This is a genomic window from Burkholderia sp. BCC1998 (genome assembly GCF_905339875.1).
Classification (GTDB): Bacteria; Pseudomonadota; Gammaproteobacteria; order Burkholderiales; family Burkholderiaceae; genus Burkholderia.
In genome coordinates this window covers 316,592-331,373 of sequence record NZ_CAJPHE010000006.1, presented here as the reverse complement: position 1 = coordinate 331,373, position 14,782 = coordinate 316,592, and the positions used below count along the sequence as shown (strand labels likewise).

14 protein-coding genes and 1 pseudogene are annotated in these 14,782 nt (G+C 67.9%); 6 read left to right on the top strand and 9 right to left on the bottom strand.

Features of this window, described 5'->3' with window-relative positions; all coding sequences use genetic code 11:
• Positions 1 to 74: 74 nt before the first annotated feature.
• A complete protein-coding gene (locus U5A56_RS14210; RefSeq protein WP_044845735.1) occupies positions 75 to 1,385 on the top strand; it encodes an MFS transporter in 1,311 nt (436 codons plus the stop codon).
• A 125-nt stretch (positions 1,386 to 1,510) separates the two neighbouring features.
• On the opposite strand, the gene U5A56_RS14205 is transcribed toward U5A56_RS14210, so the two are convergent.
• From U5A56_RS14205 to garD, 4 genes are all read right to left on the bottom strand, one after another.
• Positions 1,511 to 1,948 carry a DoxX family protein gene (locus tag U5A56_RS14205; protein ID WP_044845736.1) on the bottom strand — a complete coding sequence of 146 codons (438 nt, stop codon included), beginning with the start codon at positions 1,946 to 1,948 and terminating at the stop codon, positions 1,511 to 1,513.
• A gap of 225 nt (positions 1,949 to 2,173) precedes the next feature.
• Positions 2,174 to 2,629 (bottom strand): RbsD/FucU family protein, encoded by a 456-nt coding sequence (locus U5A56_RS14200; RefSeq protein ID WP_321922917.1) that lies wholly within the window; start codon positions 2,627 to 2,629, stop codon positions 2,174 to 2,176.
• Positions 2,630 to 2,708: 79 nt separating this feature from the next.
• Positions 2,709 to 3,101, bottom strand: coding sequence for a nuclear transport factor 2 family protein (locus U5A56_RS14195; protein ID WP_124530204.1), 393 nt, complete (start codon positions 3,099 to 3,101; stop codon positions 2,709 to 2,711).
• Between the two features lie 224 nt (positions 3,102 to 3,325).
• Positions 3,326 to 4,879 carry a galactarate dehydratase gene (gene garD, locus U5A56_RS14190; RefSeq protein WP_124921713.1) on the bottom strand — a complete coding sequence of 518 codons (1,554 nt, stop codon included), beginning with the start codon at positions 4,877 to 4,879 and terminating at the stop codon, positions 3,326 to 3,328.
• 234 nt (positions 4,880 to 5,113) lie between these two features.
• Between garD and kdgD the strand changes: the two genes are divergently transcribed.
• Complete coding sequence (kdgD, locus tag U5A56_RS14185) at positions 5,114 to 6,028, top strand: 5-dehydro-4-deoxyglucarate dehydratase (RefSeq protein ID WP_321922916.1); 915 nt, start codon at positions 5,114 to 5,116, stop codon at positions 6,026 to 6,028.
• A gap of 118 nt (positions 6,029 to 6,146) precedes the next feature.
• Here kdgD and U5A56_RS14180 read toward each other — a convergent pair whose 3' ends face one another.
• Together U5A56_RS14180 and U5A56_RS14175 are read right to left on the bottom strand one after the other, a co-directional pair.
• On the bottom strand, positions 6,147 to 6,701 hold the full coding sequence (locus tag U5A56_RS14180; protein WP_044845741.1) for a hypothetical protein: 555 nt from the start codon (positions 6,699 to 6,701) through the stop codon (positions 6,147 to 6,149).
• A gap of 289 nt (positions 6,702 to 6,990) precedes the next feature.
• On the bottom strand, positions 6,991 to 8,568 hold the full coding sequence (locus U5A56_RS14175; protein WP_321922914.1) for an aldehyde dehydrogenase (NADP(+)): 1,578 nt from the start codon (positions 8,566 to 8,568) through the stop codon (positions 6,991 to 6,993).
• Positions 8,569 to 8,846: 278 nt separating this feature from the next.
• Between U5A56_RS14175 and U5A56_RS14170 the strand changes: the two are divergent.
• Together U5A56_RS14170 and U5A56_RS14165 are read left to right on the top strand one after the other, a co-directional pair.
• Positions 8,847 to 9,059 (top strand): annotated as a pseudogene (locus tag U5A56_RS14170) (MFS transporter); the annotation flags it as partial.
• A 132-nt stretch (positions 9,060 to 9,191) separates the two neighbouring features.
• Positions 9,192 to 10,040, top strand: a complete 849-nt coding sequence (locus U5A56_RS14165) for a helix-turn-helix transcriptional regulator (protein WP_321922912.1) — start codon at positions 9,192 to 9,194, stop codon at positions 10,038 to 10,040.
• A 6-nt stretch (positions 10,041 to 10,046) separates the two neighbouring features.
• On the opposite strand, the gene U5A56_RS14160 is transcribed toward U5A56_RS14165, so the two are convergent.
• On the bottom strand, positions 10,047 to 10,673 hold the full coding sequence (locus tag U5A56_RS14160; protein ID WP_059528415.1) for a LysE family translocator: 627 nt from the start codon (positions 10,671 to 10,673) through the stop codon (positions 10,047 to 10,049).
• A 174-nt stretch (positions 10,674 to 10,847) separates the two neighbouring features.
• Between U5A56_RS14160 and U5A56_RS14155 the strand changes: the two genes are divergently transcribed.
• Positions 10,848 to 11,312 carry an Lrp/AsnC family transcriptional regulator gene (locus U5A56_RS14155; protein ID WP_044845745.1) on the top strand — a complete coding sequence of 155 codons (465 nt, stop codon included), beginning with the start codon at positions 10,848 to 10,850 and terminating at the stop codon, positions 11,310 to 11,312.
• Positions 11,313 to 11,518: 206 nt separating this feature from the next.
• Positions 11,519 to 12,547 carry a hypothetical protein gene (locus tag U5A56_RS14150; protein WP_321922910.1) on the top strand — a complete coding sequence of 343 codons (1,029 nt, stop codon included), beginning with the start codon at positions 11,519 to 11,521 and terminating at the stop codon, positions 12,545 to 12,547.
• Positions 12,548 to 12,707: 160 nt separating this feature from the next.
• Here U5A56_RS14150 and U5A56_RS14145 read toward each other — a convergent pair whose 3' ends face one another.
• Together U5A56_RS14145 and U5A56_RS14140 are read right to left on the bottom strand one after the other, a co-directional pair.
• Positions 12,708 to 13,919: an acyl-CoA dehydrogenase family protein gene (locus U5A56_RS14145; RefSeq protein WP_321922908.1), complete on the bottom strand. Its 1,212-nt coding sequence runs from the start codon at positions 13,917 to 13,919 to the stop codon at positions 12,708 to 12,710.
• On the bottom strand, positions 13,916 to 14,773 hold the full coding sequence (locus U5A56_RS14140) for a hypothetical protein (protein ID WP_124530210.1): 858 nt from the start codon (positions 14,771 to 14,773) through the stop codon (positions 13,916 to 13,918). The genes U5A56_RS14145 and U5A56_RS14140 overlap by 4 nt, the downstream gene beginning before the upstream one ends.
• Positions 14,774 to 14,782: the final 9 nt, after the last annotated feature.

Sequence of the window (14,782 nt, the reverse complement as noted above, 5' to 3'; positions counted from 1 at the left end):
TGCCAGTCCATGCCGATAGCGGGTTCTGGAGACGCAGCACCGACAACTACATTCGAAAACCGATCGTCCTGACCATGCAAGCTTCCGAATTGAGCGGCGTGCCTCGCGCCGCCGAACGCGCGCTCACGCGCAGCGACTACAAGACCCTTGGCCTTGCCGCACTCGGCGGCGCCCTCGAGTTCTACGACTTCATCATCTTCGTGTTCTTCGCACCCGCGATCGGGCAGCTGTTCTTCCCGCACGACATTCCCGACTGGCTGCGCCAGTTGCAGACGTTCGGCATCTTCGCGGCCGGCTATCTCGCGCGCCCGCTCGGCGGCGTGATCATGGCGCACTTCGGCGACCTGTTCGGCCGCAAGCGGATGTTTACGCTGAGCGTGCTGATGATGTCGGTGCCGACGCTGCTGATGGGCCTGCTGCCGACCTACGACTCGATCGGCATCCTCGCGCCGGTGTTGCTGCTGCTGTTCCGCGTGCTGCAGGGCGCGGCGGTCGGCGGCGAAGTGCCGGGCGCATGGGTGTTCGTGTCGGAACACGTGCCGTCGCGCCACATCGGCTATGCGTGCGGCACGCTGACCGCGGGCCTCACCGCCGGCATCCTGCTCGGCTCGCTGGTCGCCGCGGGCATCAACAGCCGTTACTCGGGCGCCGAAGTCACCGCGTTCGCGTGGCGCATTCCGTTCCTGCTCGGCGGCGTGTTCGGCCTGTTCTCCGTGTACCTGCGCCGCTGGCTGCACGAGACGCCGGTGTTCGCCGAGATGAAGGCGAAGAAGGCGCTCGCGGCCGAGATTCCGCTGAAGGCCGTGCTGCGCGACCACGGCCGCGCGGTGATCGTGTCGATGCTGCTCACGTGGATGCTGTCGGCGGCGATCGTCGTCGTGATCCTGATGACGCCCGCGCTGCTGCAGAAGCAGTTTCACCTGACGCCCGCGACCACGCTGTTCGCGAACAGCGTCGCGACGCTGTGCCTGACGGCCGGCTGCATCACCGCCGGCTCGCTCGCGGGCTGGATCGGCGCGAAGCGCGTGCTCGGCATCGGCGGCCTCGTGCTGGCCGCGTGCTATTACCTGCTGTTCGCGCAGGTCGCGGCCGACGCGTCGACGCTGCCGCTGTACTACGGGATCGCCGGCTTCATGGTCGGCACGATCGGCGCGGTGCCGTTCGTGATGGTCAAGAGCTTCCCGCCCGTCGTGCGCTTCTCGGGCATCTCGTTCTCGTACAACGTCGCGTATGCGATCTTCGGCGGCCTCACGCCGGTGATCGTGTCGCTGATGATGAAGTCGAATCCGCTCGCGCCGGTCGTGTACGTCGCGGCGATCTGCGTGCTCGGCGCGATCGCCGTGCAGTTCTCGAAGGATGCGAAGGACCCGAAGGACACGCGCTGAACGTCGGCGCGCACGCGCCGGCCGGATGAACAAAGGGCCGAATCCCGCGGCGTGCGGGATTCGGCCCTTTTGTTTGGCTTCAGCGTAGCGACTTGCGTGCGCCGCGCCATCCAGCCCGGTTCGATTCAGCGCAGCGCGCCGTACGACGAACTCGGCCGGCGCAGCGCGTCGATGCTTGCGCCGCCGGCGCCGGTCACGAACAGCAGCAGGAAACCGCCGGCGATCGCGACGTTCTTCCAGAAGTGGATCACCATGTCGTGCTGGACCGCGGCGTCCGTCGCGTCCCAGAAATTGTGTCCGACCATCGCGGTCGCGATCGTATAGAACGCCATCAGCAACGCGAGCGGCTTCACCTTGTAGCCGACGATCAGCAGCAGCCCGCCGAGCGCTTCGATCGTGACGACGACCGGCCCCGTCACCTGCGGATAGGGCACGTTCAGCCCGTGCAGATAGCCGATGAAATCGCTGTAGCCGAGCAGCTTCATCACGCCGCCCCACAAGAACAACGCCGCCAGCGCCAGGCGCGCGAAAAAAATGACGCCGGAATCGACGGAACGCGTCATGCCTCTCTCCTCGTATGCAATTCGGCCGTCCACACGAGGCGTGCCCGTGCGGCTCGGGGTCGCGCGGCCCTGCCGGGCCGGCGGCAAATGGGCCAGCATAGAGGGTCTTTCCGCGGTGTCCAAGAAAAAGGTTGTAGCAAATCTTTACACCGCGGCGGTCATGCCGGCGCGGCGGCACCGCGAAACACGGTGTTCGGCCCTGGCGGATAAATAACGGAACAGGGCCTAACCGGCGTCGCTCAACAGCACGCCTTTCTTGAAGATGAAACAGCCGTAGCCGCGCGACTCGCCGGTGACGATCACCGCATACGCCTGCTGGGCGCGCTCGTAGAACGCGAAACGGTCGACGCCCGTGAGCGGCACCGCGCGCCCTTCCGCACGATCGATCTCGGCCTGCACTTCGCGCTGCACGGGCGGCACCGCGGCCGGATCGCCGACGACTTCCATCCGCCAAGCGGGTGTGTCGACGAACGTGTCGAGCGGCAGCACCGACAGCACCGCGCGCGCGACGCGCGCCGAGTCGGCGCCGTCGATGCGCAGCGCGCGGCCGACCACCGTGTGCCCGGCGACGGATTCCGCCGGAAAATTCGCATCGCAGATCACCACTTCATCGCCGTGGCCCATCGCGCGCAGCGCGTGCAGGATGTCGGCGTGCAACAGCGGATCGAGATTCTTCAACATGTGGGAAAGGCTCCGGGATCGGGAACGAATCGCATAACGTTACCCGATCCCGGCCGCCGCCGGGCATGCGTCGCTCGTATCACGACGCCGCGGCCGGCATTTCGTCGATGAAACCCGTGACCGACTTCAGGCGGCCCGACGCATCGACGGTGCCGAAGTCCGAACCTTTCACGACCGCCGCACCGTCGGGCGACACGAGCGCCCACGAGAAGCGCAGGTGCTGGCCGAACCCGTCGACGTCGGTCGTGCGGCGAAAGCGATACGCGGGGAAACGCTCCTGCACCGCAGCGATCATCGTGTCGATGCCCGCATGGCCGTCGCCGGCCATCAGCGGATCGCGATAGGCCGCGTCGCTCGCGTAGGTCGCATCGATCAGCGCGCGCCGGCGTGCGACGTCGGGCTCGTTCCAGGCATCGAAATAGCGGTCGATCAGGTCGGCGTGAGCCGACTGGGCGGTTTCGGCGGTGTTCATGGCGAGGCTCCTTGTGTCGATGGGGGAACGATGTCGCAAACGTTTCGTGTTCGCGTGTCGCCATCGTCGCCGGCCTCGCGTGGGCGGTCGATTACGTGCGAGGTAAGGAATTCGTGCCGGCCGCGGAAAATACGCATGCGCCGCACCGCGAACCCGCCGCCGCCATCAAAAACGGGCGCCCGAAGGCGCCCGCATCGCATCGTCTGCCGCCGTCGCGGCGCGCGTCAGGTCACCGGTGCCGGATTGAACAGCGTCAGCGCATTCGCGAGCTTCCATTGCTCGGCCCACGTGCGACGCTTGCCGCTCGCGACGTCGAGCATCAGCCGGAACAGTTCCCAGCCCACGTCCTCGATCGACGCCGCGCCGGTCGCGATCTGCCCCGCGTCGAGATCCATCAGGTCGTGCCAGCGGCGCGCGAGATCGCTGCGCGTCGCGACCTTGATCACCGGCACCTGCGCAAGGCCGTACGGCGTGCCGCGCCCCGTCGTGAAAACGTGCAGGTTCATCCCCGCCGCGAGCTGCAGCGTGCCGCAGATGAAGTCGCTCGCGGGCGTCGCCGCGTACAGCAGCCCCTTCTGCCGCGCCCGGTCGCCGGGACGCACGACGCCCGCGATCGGCGCGCTGCCCGACTTCACGATCGAGCCCATCGCCTTCTCGACGATGTTCGACAGGCCGCCCTTCTTGTTGCCGGGCGTCGTGTTCGCGCTGCGGTCGACGCGGCCGCGCTGCAGGTAGCGGTCGTACCAGTCCATCTCGCGGATGATCTCGCGGGCGACGTCCTCGTTCGCCGCGCGCGACGTGAGCTGCGCGACGCCGTCGCGCACTTCGGTCACCTCCGAGAACATGATCGTGGCGCCCGCCCGCACGAGCAGGTCGGCCGCGAAGCCGACCGCCGGGTTCGCGGTGAGCCCCGAGAACGCGTCGCTGCCGCCGCACTGCACGCCGACGACGAGATCCGACGCCGGGCAGGTTTCGCGACGGCGGCGGTTCAGCCGCTCGAGATGCGATTCGGCCATCTTCATGATCGAGTCGATCATCGAGTTGAAGCCGACGTGCGCGGCGTCCTGCAGGCACACGACGCCGCCGTTTTCCGGCGCGCCGTCGGCCGCCACCGGAATCGAGCCCGGCGGCAGCAGGCGCTCGGGCTGCAGCTTCTCGCAGCCGAGGCTCACCGTCATCACCTCGCCGCCGAAGTTCGGATTCAGGCTGATGTTGCGCAGCGTGCGGATCGGAATGTCGGCATCGGGCGCATCGATCGCGACGCCGCAGCCGTATGTGTGCTCGAGCCCGACCACGTCGTCGACGTTCGGGTAACGCGGCAGCAGTTCGTCCTTGATCCGCTTCACCGCATGCTCGACGACGCCCGACACGCATTGCACGGTCGTCGTGATCGCGAGGATGTTGCGCGTGCCGACCGAGCCGTCGGCATTGCGAAAGCCCTCGAACGTATAGCCTTCGAGCGGCGCCAGCGGCGGCGCGGCACGCGTGGCGAGCGGCAGGTCGTCGAGCCCCGGCGGCTCGGGCATGCGCATCGTGCGCTCGTTGACCCAGCTGCCGCGGCGCAGCTCGGCGAGCGCGTAGCCGATCACGACGTTGTAGCGGACGATCGGATCGCCGGCCGCGAGGTCGACCAGCGCGACCTTGTGCCCTTGCGGCACGCCTTCGCGCAGCGTCAGGCCGTCGGCGAACGTCGCGCCCTCGGGCAGGCCGCCGTCGTTGACGACGATCGCGACGTTGTCGTCCGGGTGCACGCGGATATAAAGCGGGGAAGCAGTCATCGGAATTCCTGGGAGGCTACCGGGTCAAATCGTTAGTCATCATATGACATTCAACACCCAGCCGCGATGCTGCGTAAACCCTTATCCGGAAAGACCCTATCTCTCGCCAGCCGGCAAACCGCTTGCGCCGCGCCTTTCCTCGTTGTACGATGACATACAACGACATCGCCAATATGGCCCGGATGCCGTACCCGACGAACCCATCAGCACTCGCGCTGGACGGACGACCCAACCATGACTTCACCGCAAGAACTCAAACAGATCATTTCCCACGGCCTGCTGTCGTTTCCGCTGACGGATTTCGACGCGGACGGCAGCTTCCGCCCGGCCACCTATGCCGAGCGTCTGGAATGGCTGGCGCCGTATGGCGCGACCGCGCTGTTCGCGGCCGGCGGCACCGGTGAATTCTTCTCGCTCACGCAGCGCGAGTATTCGGACGTGATCCGCGTCGCGACGGAAACCTGCAAGGGCAAGGTGCCGATCCTGGCCGGCGCCGGCGGCGCGACGCGCGTCGCGATCGAATACGCGCAGGAAGCCGAGCGCCTCGGCGCGAGCGGCGTGCTGCTGATGCCGCACTACCTGACCGAAGCCAGCCAGGAAGGCATCGCCGAGCACGTCGAGCAGGTGTGCCGCGCGCTGAAGATCGGCGTCGTGGTGTACAACCGCGCGAATTCGAAGCTGAATGCCGACATGCTCGAGCGCCTCGCCGATCGTTGCCCGAACCTGATCGGCTTCAAGGACGGCGTCGGCGAAATCGAGAGCATGGTCACGATCCGCCGCCGCCTCGGCGACCGCTTCGCGTACCTCGGCGGCCTGCCGACGGCCGAAGTCTACGCGGCCGCGTACAAGGCGCTCGGCGTGCCGGTGTACTCGTCGGCCGTGTTCAACTTCATCCCGAAGACGGCGATGGCATTCTACGAAGCGATCGCGAAGGACGACCACGCAACGGTCGGCCGCCTGCTCGACGAGTTCTTCCTGCCGTACCTGAAGATCCGCAACCGTCGCGCGGGCTACGCGGTCAGCATCGTGAAGGCGGGCGCGAAGCTCGCCGGCCACGACGCCGGCCCGGTGCGCGCGCCGCTCGTCGACCTCACCGACGCCGAAATGGCCGAACTCGACGTGCTGATCAAGAAGATGGGGGCGCAGTAAGCGGCGGGCTGACCAACGGCACGCGATCCGGTGCGTGCCGGCCCGCGCGGGACCGGCGGTTCCGCCCGGCGCCTCCCTTTCGACGGCCGCCCCGTGCTTCGCGGGCCGGCCGTTTTCATTACATCTGTGCGATGGTTCCGACGATCCGGTAGCGCAGGCTGCCGAGCCTGAGCCGGGTCGCGGCGATATCGGTGCCGGCCGCCGATCGCCGGAAGCGCGTGTTCGGATCGTCGGCAAGAATCTGATCCAGCACGTCGGGATCCACGACCGCATCGAAAAACCGGCCGAGCGTGAGCGTCGCATACTGTTTCGCGGTCGCGAGCTGGCTGTTGGCCTGCATCAGCGCCTCGGTGCGCAGGCCCGGATCGCGCTCGTCGATGCTGCGGCGATGCTTCAGCGCAAACACCAGCGCCTCCATGTCCAGCCGGAACCGCTTGACGGCCTGGCCGAACCCGAGCGAATGCGGATCGGCGCCGGTGACGGGCCGCCCCTGATTGATCGTCACGTCGAATTCACTGCCGCCCAGGTCGCGCTGCAATTCGAACAGCGCATTGGCCAGTACGCGCCCTTCGCTGGTCTCGCCGATCTGGGTACGCACCGATTTCGCGACGTCGCCGATCGCTTTCCACAATCCGGCCGCGAACAGGTGGTCGCCACGCTTGCTGATATTCATCGGAGGGCTCCTTGTTGGTTTTTGTCGGTCTCTCAGGCTCGCCTGCGGACCGGCGGGTCCGAGGCCTCGCTAATGTAGGAGAAATTCCGGCGGCGTGGAAGCCGCCATCCATCTCGTCAAGGCGGCGCATCATGAGAAGCATCATTCGATGCCCCCCGCTCTCTAATCGAGCAAAACCGGCCCTCCATCAAAAAGGCGGCGGGGTACCCGTGGGCACCGTGCGCCGCCTTGTTTCAACCTTGCCGGAACGCGCCCCTCCCGGGACGCGGCCTTCAGTCGTCCTGCGCCATCACTCCGCCTTCCCGTCCCGCAGCCGCGGAATGTCGAGCGGATTGCGTTCCTGCAGCCCTTCGGGCAGCAGGTCGTCCGGGAAGTCCTGATAGCACACGGGCCGCAGGAAACGGTCGATCGCGGTCGCGCCGACCGACGTGACGGCCGGGTTCGACGTCGCCGGGAACGGCCCGCCGTGGACCATCGCATCGCACACCTCGACGCCGGTCGGGTAGCCGTTGACGAGCAGGCGCCCGGCCTTGCGTTCGAGGATCGGCAGCAGGCGGCGCGCGAGCGGCTTGTCGTCGGCGTCCAGTTGCAGCGTGGCCGTCAGCTGGCCCTCGAGTGCGTCGAGCACGCGCGCGACTTCGTCGAGATCGCGGCAGCGCACGATCAGCGACGCCGGCCCGAACACCTCGTGGCCGAACGCCGGTTCGGCCAGGAACGCCTGCGCGGCGACTTCGTACAGCGCGCCGCCTGCCTGGCATTCGGTCTGCGCCGCCTCGCCCGCGCCGATTTCGCGCACGCCCGGCAGTTCGGCCAGCTTGCCGCGGCCGTTGCGATACGCGTCGGCGATGCCGCGCGTCAGCATCACGCCGGCCGGCTTCTTCGCGAGCGCCTGTGCGGCGACGGACTCGAAGCGATCGAGATTGGGGCCGTCGACCGCCAGCACGAGACCCGGGTTCGTGCAGAACTGGCCGGTGCCGAGCGTCAGCGAATCGACGAAGCCGGTCGCGATCGCGTCGCCGCGCGCGGCCAGCGCGGCCGGAAACAGCACGACCGGGTTGATGCTGCTCATTTCCGCATAGACGGGAATCGGTTGCGGGCGCGCGTTCGCGAGCTGCACGAGCGCCATGCCGCCCTGCCGCGACCCGGTGAAGCCGACGGCCTGGATCGCCGGATGGCTGACGAGCGCAGCGCCGATCACGCGGCCGGGGCCGATCAGCAGCGAGAACACGCCGGCCGGCATCCCGCATTTCGCCACCGCCGCGCGGATCGCGCGGCCGACCAGCTCGGACGTGCCGAGGTGCGCCTCATGGGCCTTCACGATCACCGGGCAGCCGGCCGCGAGTGCCGACGCGGTATCGCCGCCGGCCACCGAGAACGCGAGCGGGAAGTTGCTCGCGCCGAACACGACGACGGGCCCGAGCCCGACCTTCTGCAACCGCAGGTCCGAGCGCGGCAGCGGCGTGCGCGCGGGCTGCGCGGGATCGATCGACGCGGCGAGGAAGCGCCCGTCGCGCACGACGCGCGCGAACAGCCGGAGCTGGCCGACGGTGCGGCCGCGCTCGCCCTGCAGCCGCGCGACGGGCAGGCCCGTTTCGGCGTGCGCGCGTTCGATCAGCGCGTCGCCGAGCGCGACGATTTCGTCGGCGATCGCCTCGAGAAACGCCGCGCGGGCCGCGAGCGGCTGCGTGCGATACGCGTCGAAGGCGTCGCGCGCGAGTTCGCACGCGCGCTCGACATCGGCCTGCGTCGCGACGCCGAAGGCCGGCGCATCGATCGGCGCGCCCTTCGTCGGGTCGAACGCGCGCAGGGTACCGGCCGAGCCGGCCACCGCGTCGGCGCCGATCAGCATCTCTCCAGTCAGTTGCATGGGTGTGCTCCGTGGTTCGGGAATGGTTCGCTCATTGTAGCCCAACAGATATGATGTCTGCTGACAAGATGGCGATATTCTCGTCGCTCCACAGTTACTCGACTGCAGGCCACAAACCCTTATCCATTCGGCACAGGCAGGAAATTCTTGCCTCTCCCGCGGCCGTCCGAAGGGAAAACCCGAGGTGTCCGCACGCCCTCGTTGCAGGTAAGTTTTGGCCCATGTTATACGACGACATATATTAAGCACGCAATCGGCACACCTCTAGAGATCTTCCGATCAAACTCGCCGCAGCGCGCGCGCCGCACCGCCGTGCGCTACTGGATCCGGGCGCCGCTGTCCGTCGTCACGACGCTCAACGATGCGGACCACGCGACGCCGTCGGTCACCGGCATGCCGATCCGCAAGGCGTTCGGCATGATCCGGTGACGACGGGCCGGATCTTCCCGGCGCTCAGCCGGGCGTACGTGCTCGCGCAACTGCCGAGCGGCCGGTTCCCCGATTCGTCGATCGAGTTGCCCATCGGGCGCAGGCAGCGGGCAGCATCGGCGCTGCACACCGATCCGGAATGCTTACCTCGCAGGTAATGCCCGGCGCGCGCGGGATTGCCTATCATCTTCGTCATGAACTCGACCGCCACCCTCCAATCGCTCCCCCCGTCCGCCGGCCGCGCGTCTGGCATCGGCTCGCTGCTGCGCACCTGGCGTCAACGCCGCCGCCTGAGCCAGATGGCCCTCGCGCTGGAGGCCGAGGTGTCCGCGCGGCACCTGAGCTTCGTCGAATCGGGGCGTGCGCAGCCGAGCCGGGAGATGGTGCTGCATCTCGCGGAGCGCCTCGACGTGCCGCTGCGCGAGCGCAATGCGCTGCTCGTCGCGGCCGGCTATGCGCCGCTGTTTCGCGAGCGGCCGTTCTCCGATCCGCAGCTCGATGCGGCGCGCCAGGCGGTCGAAGCCGTGCTGCGCGGCCACGAACCCTACCCGGCACTCGCCGTGGATCGTCACTGGACTCTGCTCGCCGCGAACCGGATGCTCGGCGCGCTGGTCGCGCAGGCCGATCCGGCGCTCCTGCGGCCGCCCGTCAACGTGCTGCGGCTGAGCCTGCATCCCGACGGCCTCGCGCCGCAGATCGTCAACTGGCACGAGTGGCGCGCGCATATCCTGCACCGGCTGCAACGGCAGATCGACGCGAGCGGCGACCGCACGCTGCATGCGCTGCGCGACGAACTCGCGAACTATCCGGCACCGGCCGGCCAGCCCGCCGACACGCAGGCACGCGCCGACTACGCGGACATCGCGGTGCCGCTGCGGCTGCGCACGGCAGCCGGCGAACTGACGTTCTTCAGCACGACGACGGTGTTCGGCACGCCGGTCGACGTCACGCTGTCGGAGCTCGCGATCGAGGCGTTTTTCCCGGCGAATCCGGAGACGGCGGACGCGATGTGCGCGCTGGCGGACGCGTTGCCGGCGCAGTGAGCATCGTCAACGACGCTCGAACGCCAGCTTCACGCCCAACCCGAGCAGGACCGCGCCGCTCACCCGGTGCATGCGGGTCAGGATGCGCGGATTGCGCCGGATCGACGTCGACAGCAGGCCGGCGAACAGCGCGACCGGCCCCTTGACGAGAAACGTCAGGCCGGCAAACGTCGTGCCGAGCACGAACAGCGACAGCATCGGATGCGCGGCGCCCGCGGGGACGAACTGCGGCAGGAACGCGAGATAGAACAGCGCGACCTTCGGATTCGACACGTTGGACAGCGCGCCTTGCGCGAACGTGCGCAACCCGGACGCCGGCGCATCGCGACCGCTCGCGAGCGTCAGCTCGCCCGACGACCGCAGCAGCGTGATGCCGAGGTACAGCAGATACAGCGCGCCGATCATCTTCAATGCAGTGAACAGCCATTCGGACGCCTGAAGAAGCGCACCCAGCCCCAGCGTCGCGAGCATCGTATGCACGAGCAGCCCGACGCTGACGCCCGCCGCGGTCACGAGGCCCGCCCGCGTGCCGCCGGATAGCGTGCGCGACATCACGAGCACCATGTCCTGGCCCGGCGTCAGAATGATCAGAAGGGAAGTGGCCATGAACGGCAACCAGGCTACGTGCGGCATCGGAACTCTCCTGAAAGCGGCGCCAGGCGGGACGGGCGGGAATCGCGCGCGTCCGATGAGCCGGGCAGTCATCGGATTATCGGCAACTTGCCGTGGAGAATGGCTGCGAAGTCGGCTACTTTCGAGGCATGATTTGGCGTTATTCTCCAATATCGACTTCATCGGTAGTCAAAAATGCCAATCAAGCTGGATGCCATCGATCGGCGCATTCTGCGTGCGCTGCAACGGAACTCGAACCAGACGAACGCCGAACTCGCGCAGCAGGCCGGCCTCTCGCCCACGCCCTGCCTGCGCCGCGTTCACCTGCTGGAGGAACAGGGCGTGATCGACGCGTACGTCGCCCTGCTGAACCCGGCGGCCGTCGAGCTGCGGTTCACGGCCTTCGTGCGCGTCACGCTGGAACGCCAGGACAAGACGACCGTCGAGCGCTTCGCGCGCGAGATGGAGCAGGCGCCGGAAGTGCTCGAATGCCATCTGATGGCCGGCAGCTACGACTATCTGCTGCGCGTCATCGCGAAGGATCTCGACGACTATCAGCGCTTTCAGATGGAGACGCTCACGCAGATCGAAGGCGTACGCAACGTCGAAACCGAGATTCCGCTGAAGCGCATCAAGCAGACGGTGCGTCTGCCGATCTAGGCAGGCGAAAAGACAACGGTGTGCGCACCGCTGTCTTCGGATCAGGCGCCAGAACACTACAATGACGTCCGTTCGTACAAGATCCTGAAATGTCGTCCGCCACCCGGGCCACGCCGGCGGCGGCACCCTTCACTTGACGATGCCGGCACGCCCCGGTCTACCGCGGCCATTCCAACAATGATTCCGCTCGGTCGTTCGCCTGTCTCATGATTCCCGCTCCGATTTTCTCCGGCACCTTCTTCATCGTTCTCGGCATTTCGTTTCTGGCGGCCGTCTCTGTCGTGCTCTGGATCGTTGCGCTGGTGCTGTTTCCGCCTGTACGACGATCGTTTCGTGTATATCGGCGACGCTCCACCGCCATCTTCGCCGCCCTGTGCGTGACGAGCAGCTTCGTCGTCTCGATGGTGGCGATCGGGCTGCAGGCCGAGGCGAACATCAGAAAGGAAGAGGCCGCGAAGCATCCCGCGCTCGTGAAGAGCGAGCGTCTGCTGGGCATCGACATGCCGCCCGGCACGCGGCTGTCGCTCTCGACTGCCGGCGACATGAACTCGATCGAGAAAGCCGAGTTTCCGCATGCGGTCGATGTCTACGGCATTGCGGCCGTCGCGCTGACGGTCGGGACGGAATTCGACGATGAAGCGCCGCGCAACGACCGGGACCTCGCCACCCTCACCGCACTGACGCTCACCACCACCGGGCCCCGGACGATCGATGGTTGGACCTGCGGTTCGAAAGCGCCGCTGAAGATCGTGCTGCGCAACGATGCGCGGACCAGGACACTCTGGTCATGCCACCTGGCCGACGGCAATCGCGTGGCCGGCGGTGCCGTACCCGCCGGGTCGCGCGTCATGAGAAGCACCACCACCTATGGGGACGGCATGCGCGACAACGACTATTGGGAGATCAGGGTCGCGGAAGACGACGTGTTCGAATTGTCATCGCTACCGCTGCGTCACCCCGAACTGCGACTCAATCGGGAACGCACCGTTCTCGCGTTCGACTACGCGACGCTGGCGCGTGCGGCGAGCGTCGGTAACATCGCCTACCCGGCCGGCACCGAAGTCACGTTCGGCGTGCGCGGGCTGCGCGAAGACTACCCCGGTGCGTGGCGCTTCAGGACACCCGGGCGCCAGCACGCGGTCGACAAGAACACGGGACCGATCGCCGATGGTGCGTCGGTCGTACAGGCGCCTTCGGGGAAGGTTTACGCGATCTTCCCGGGTCGTACCGACTGAATGCGCTGCGCCATCACCGGCTGGCGGCCGGGTGCGAGCGCAGCGGAATGGTGATTGCACGGTTCGCGAAGAAATGCCGAAGTCCCGCAAGGACGCGGGCGTCGGCTATCGCCGGCAAGCCACACCGAGCGGCATGGCGACGCCGGACGGTTTGCCGACGCTACGTATAAAGCGACGCCTGCGGCAATTCCCCCGTCAGCGCGAACCGGCCGACGTCGCGCAGCCGATAGTCGAGCGGATCGTGCAGCGTATGCGTGCGCGCGTTGCGCCAGAAGCGGTCGAGGCCGAGCGATGCGGCCGTCGCACGTGCGCCGCACGTGTCGAACAGCGCCTCGCCGTTCTCGAGCGCCGCGCGCTGCGCGACGATCTTCGCGTCCGACACCGCGAGTGCCACCTCGGCCCGTTCGTCGGCCGTCAGCGCGTCATGCCGCGACCATGCGCGCTGCAACGCGACGGCCGCGCGGTCGGCGAGCGCCGCCGCCGCGACCGCCTGCACGCGCATGTCGCCGAAGCGCTGCAGCGTATAGGGATCGTCGCTCGCCTGCGCGACACCCGCGTTGATCCACGGCCGGCCGTGCTTCAGCACGTAGTCGCGCGCCTCGGCCAGCGCGCCTTCCGCGATCCCGACGAACAGGTTCGTCAGCACGAGCTGCGACACCAGCGTGCGCAGCGTCGCGCGCGGCGTCGGCGGTGTCTCGGAGCGGTGCAGTACCTCGTCCGGCGCGAGCGTCACACCGTCGAAGCGCACGCTGCCGCTGTCGGTCTGGCGCTGGCCGATCGGATCCCAGTCCTCGTTGACCGTGATCCCGTCACGATCGGTCGGCACCACGCCGAACACGGCGCGGCCCGTTTCCGGATCGTGCGCGGACACGGTCATCCGCTGCGAGCCGCGCGTGCCCGAACAGAAGCCCTTCACGCCGTCGAGCCGGTAGCCGCCGTCCGGCGTCGCGGTCGCCGCGAGCCGCGTGTCGAGCGGGTTGACCGCATTGCCCCACCACCAGCGATGCTCGACCGTGCCGCGCAGATAGCGTTCGCGCTGCGCCGCACTGCCCCACACGTCGACGCTCACCACCTGCAGGATCTGGAACCCGACCAGATGCGCGAGCGCGCTGTCGACGCGCGCGATCCGCCGGATCGTGTCGTAGATCGCCGGCCACTCGGCTTCCTGTCCGCCGAATTCGCGCGGCACCGCGAGCGTCAGCAGGCCCGCGTCGGCGAGCCGCTGCTTTTCGTCGGCCGCGTGACCGCCCGCGCGGTCGCGCTCGGCAGCCGTCGCACGCAGCGCGTCGATCGCACGCGCCAGCGCATCGGCGTCGAGCGCGCGTGCGTCGGTTTCCGGCGCCAGCGTCGCCGGGCCGCGGGGATCGTTCATGCGACGGCTTCCTGTGCAACGGTTTCGTGCGCAACGATTTCGCCCGACAACGGCACCAGCGCGCCGAGCCGGCGACCGGTCAGCCGCGACAGGATCTCGCGCCGCCAGTCGTCGTAGATCGCGCGGTATTCGGCGATATCCGCACCGAACACGTGCGCGGTGTGCGCGTATTCGTCATGCAGATAACCGTCGAGCCGCGCCTGGGTTTCCTCGTCGGCCGCGATCACGCGGTCGACCAGCGCGTCGCGCTCGGCGGGCGGCAGCGCGTTCAACGTGTCGAACCACCACTGGACGATCTGCACGCGATGCCACTCCTCGTCCGGACGGATCCGGTTCTCGCCGTGCTCGCGCATCGCGCCGTCGGCGATGCGGCCGGTCTTGCGCTGGATCCACAGCTTCGCGAGGATGTGCAGCTCGTAATGCCATTCGAACGCGAGAAAGCCCGCGACGTCGCGCACCGCGATGTCGCCGATGCGTTCCCAGTGCGCGGCGACGAGCCGCTCGACCTCCGGCAGCGGATCGCGGCCCGTCAGTTCGGTCACGCGCTCGCGCCCGATCACCGCGTGCGCGCCGTCGTCGCCGAGCTGGCGCGACAGGATCAGCTGGAAATGCGGGTCATCGCGAAACAGCGTGTCAATCGCCTTCGCGACGACCTGCACGATGAACAGGTCGTGCGACGCCATCTTCGTGTAGTAGTCGGCGACGGCGGCGAGCTCGTCCGCGCCGTGCGGCTCGCGCGGCGGCGTCGCCAGTTTGTCAGGGAAGCCGGGGCGATGGCGTCGTGCGACGTCCAGAAACAGGGCTTCCTCGAATTGTCCGTTCCATTCGCGCGGCGCGCCGATGGGCAAGGTCATGGGTATCGT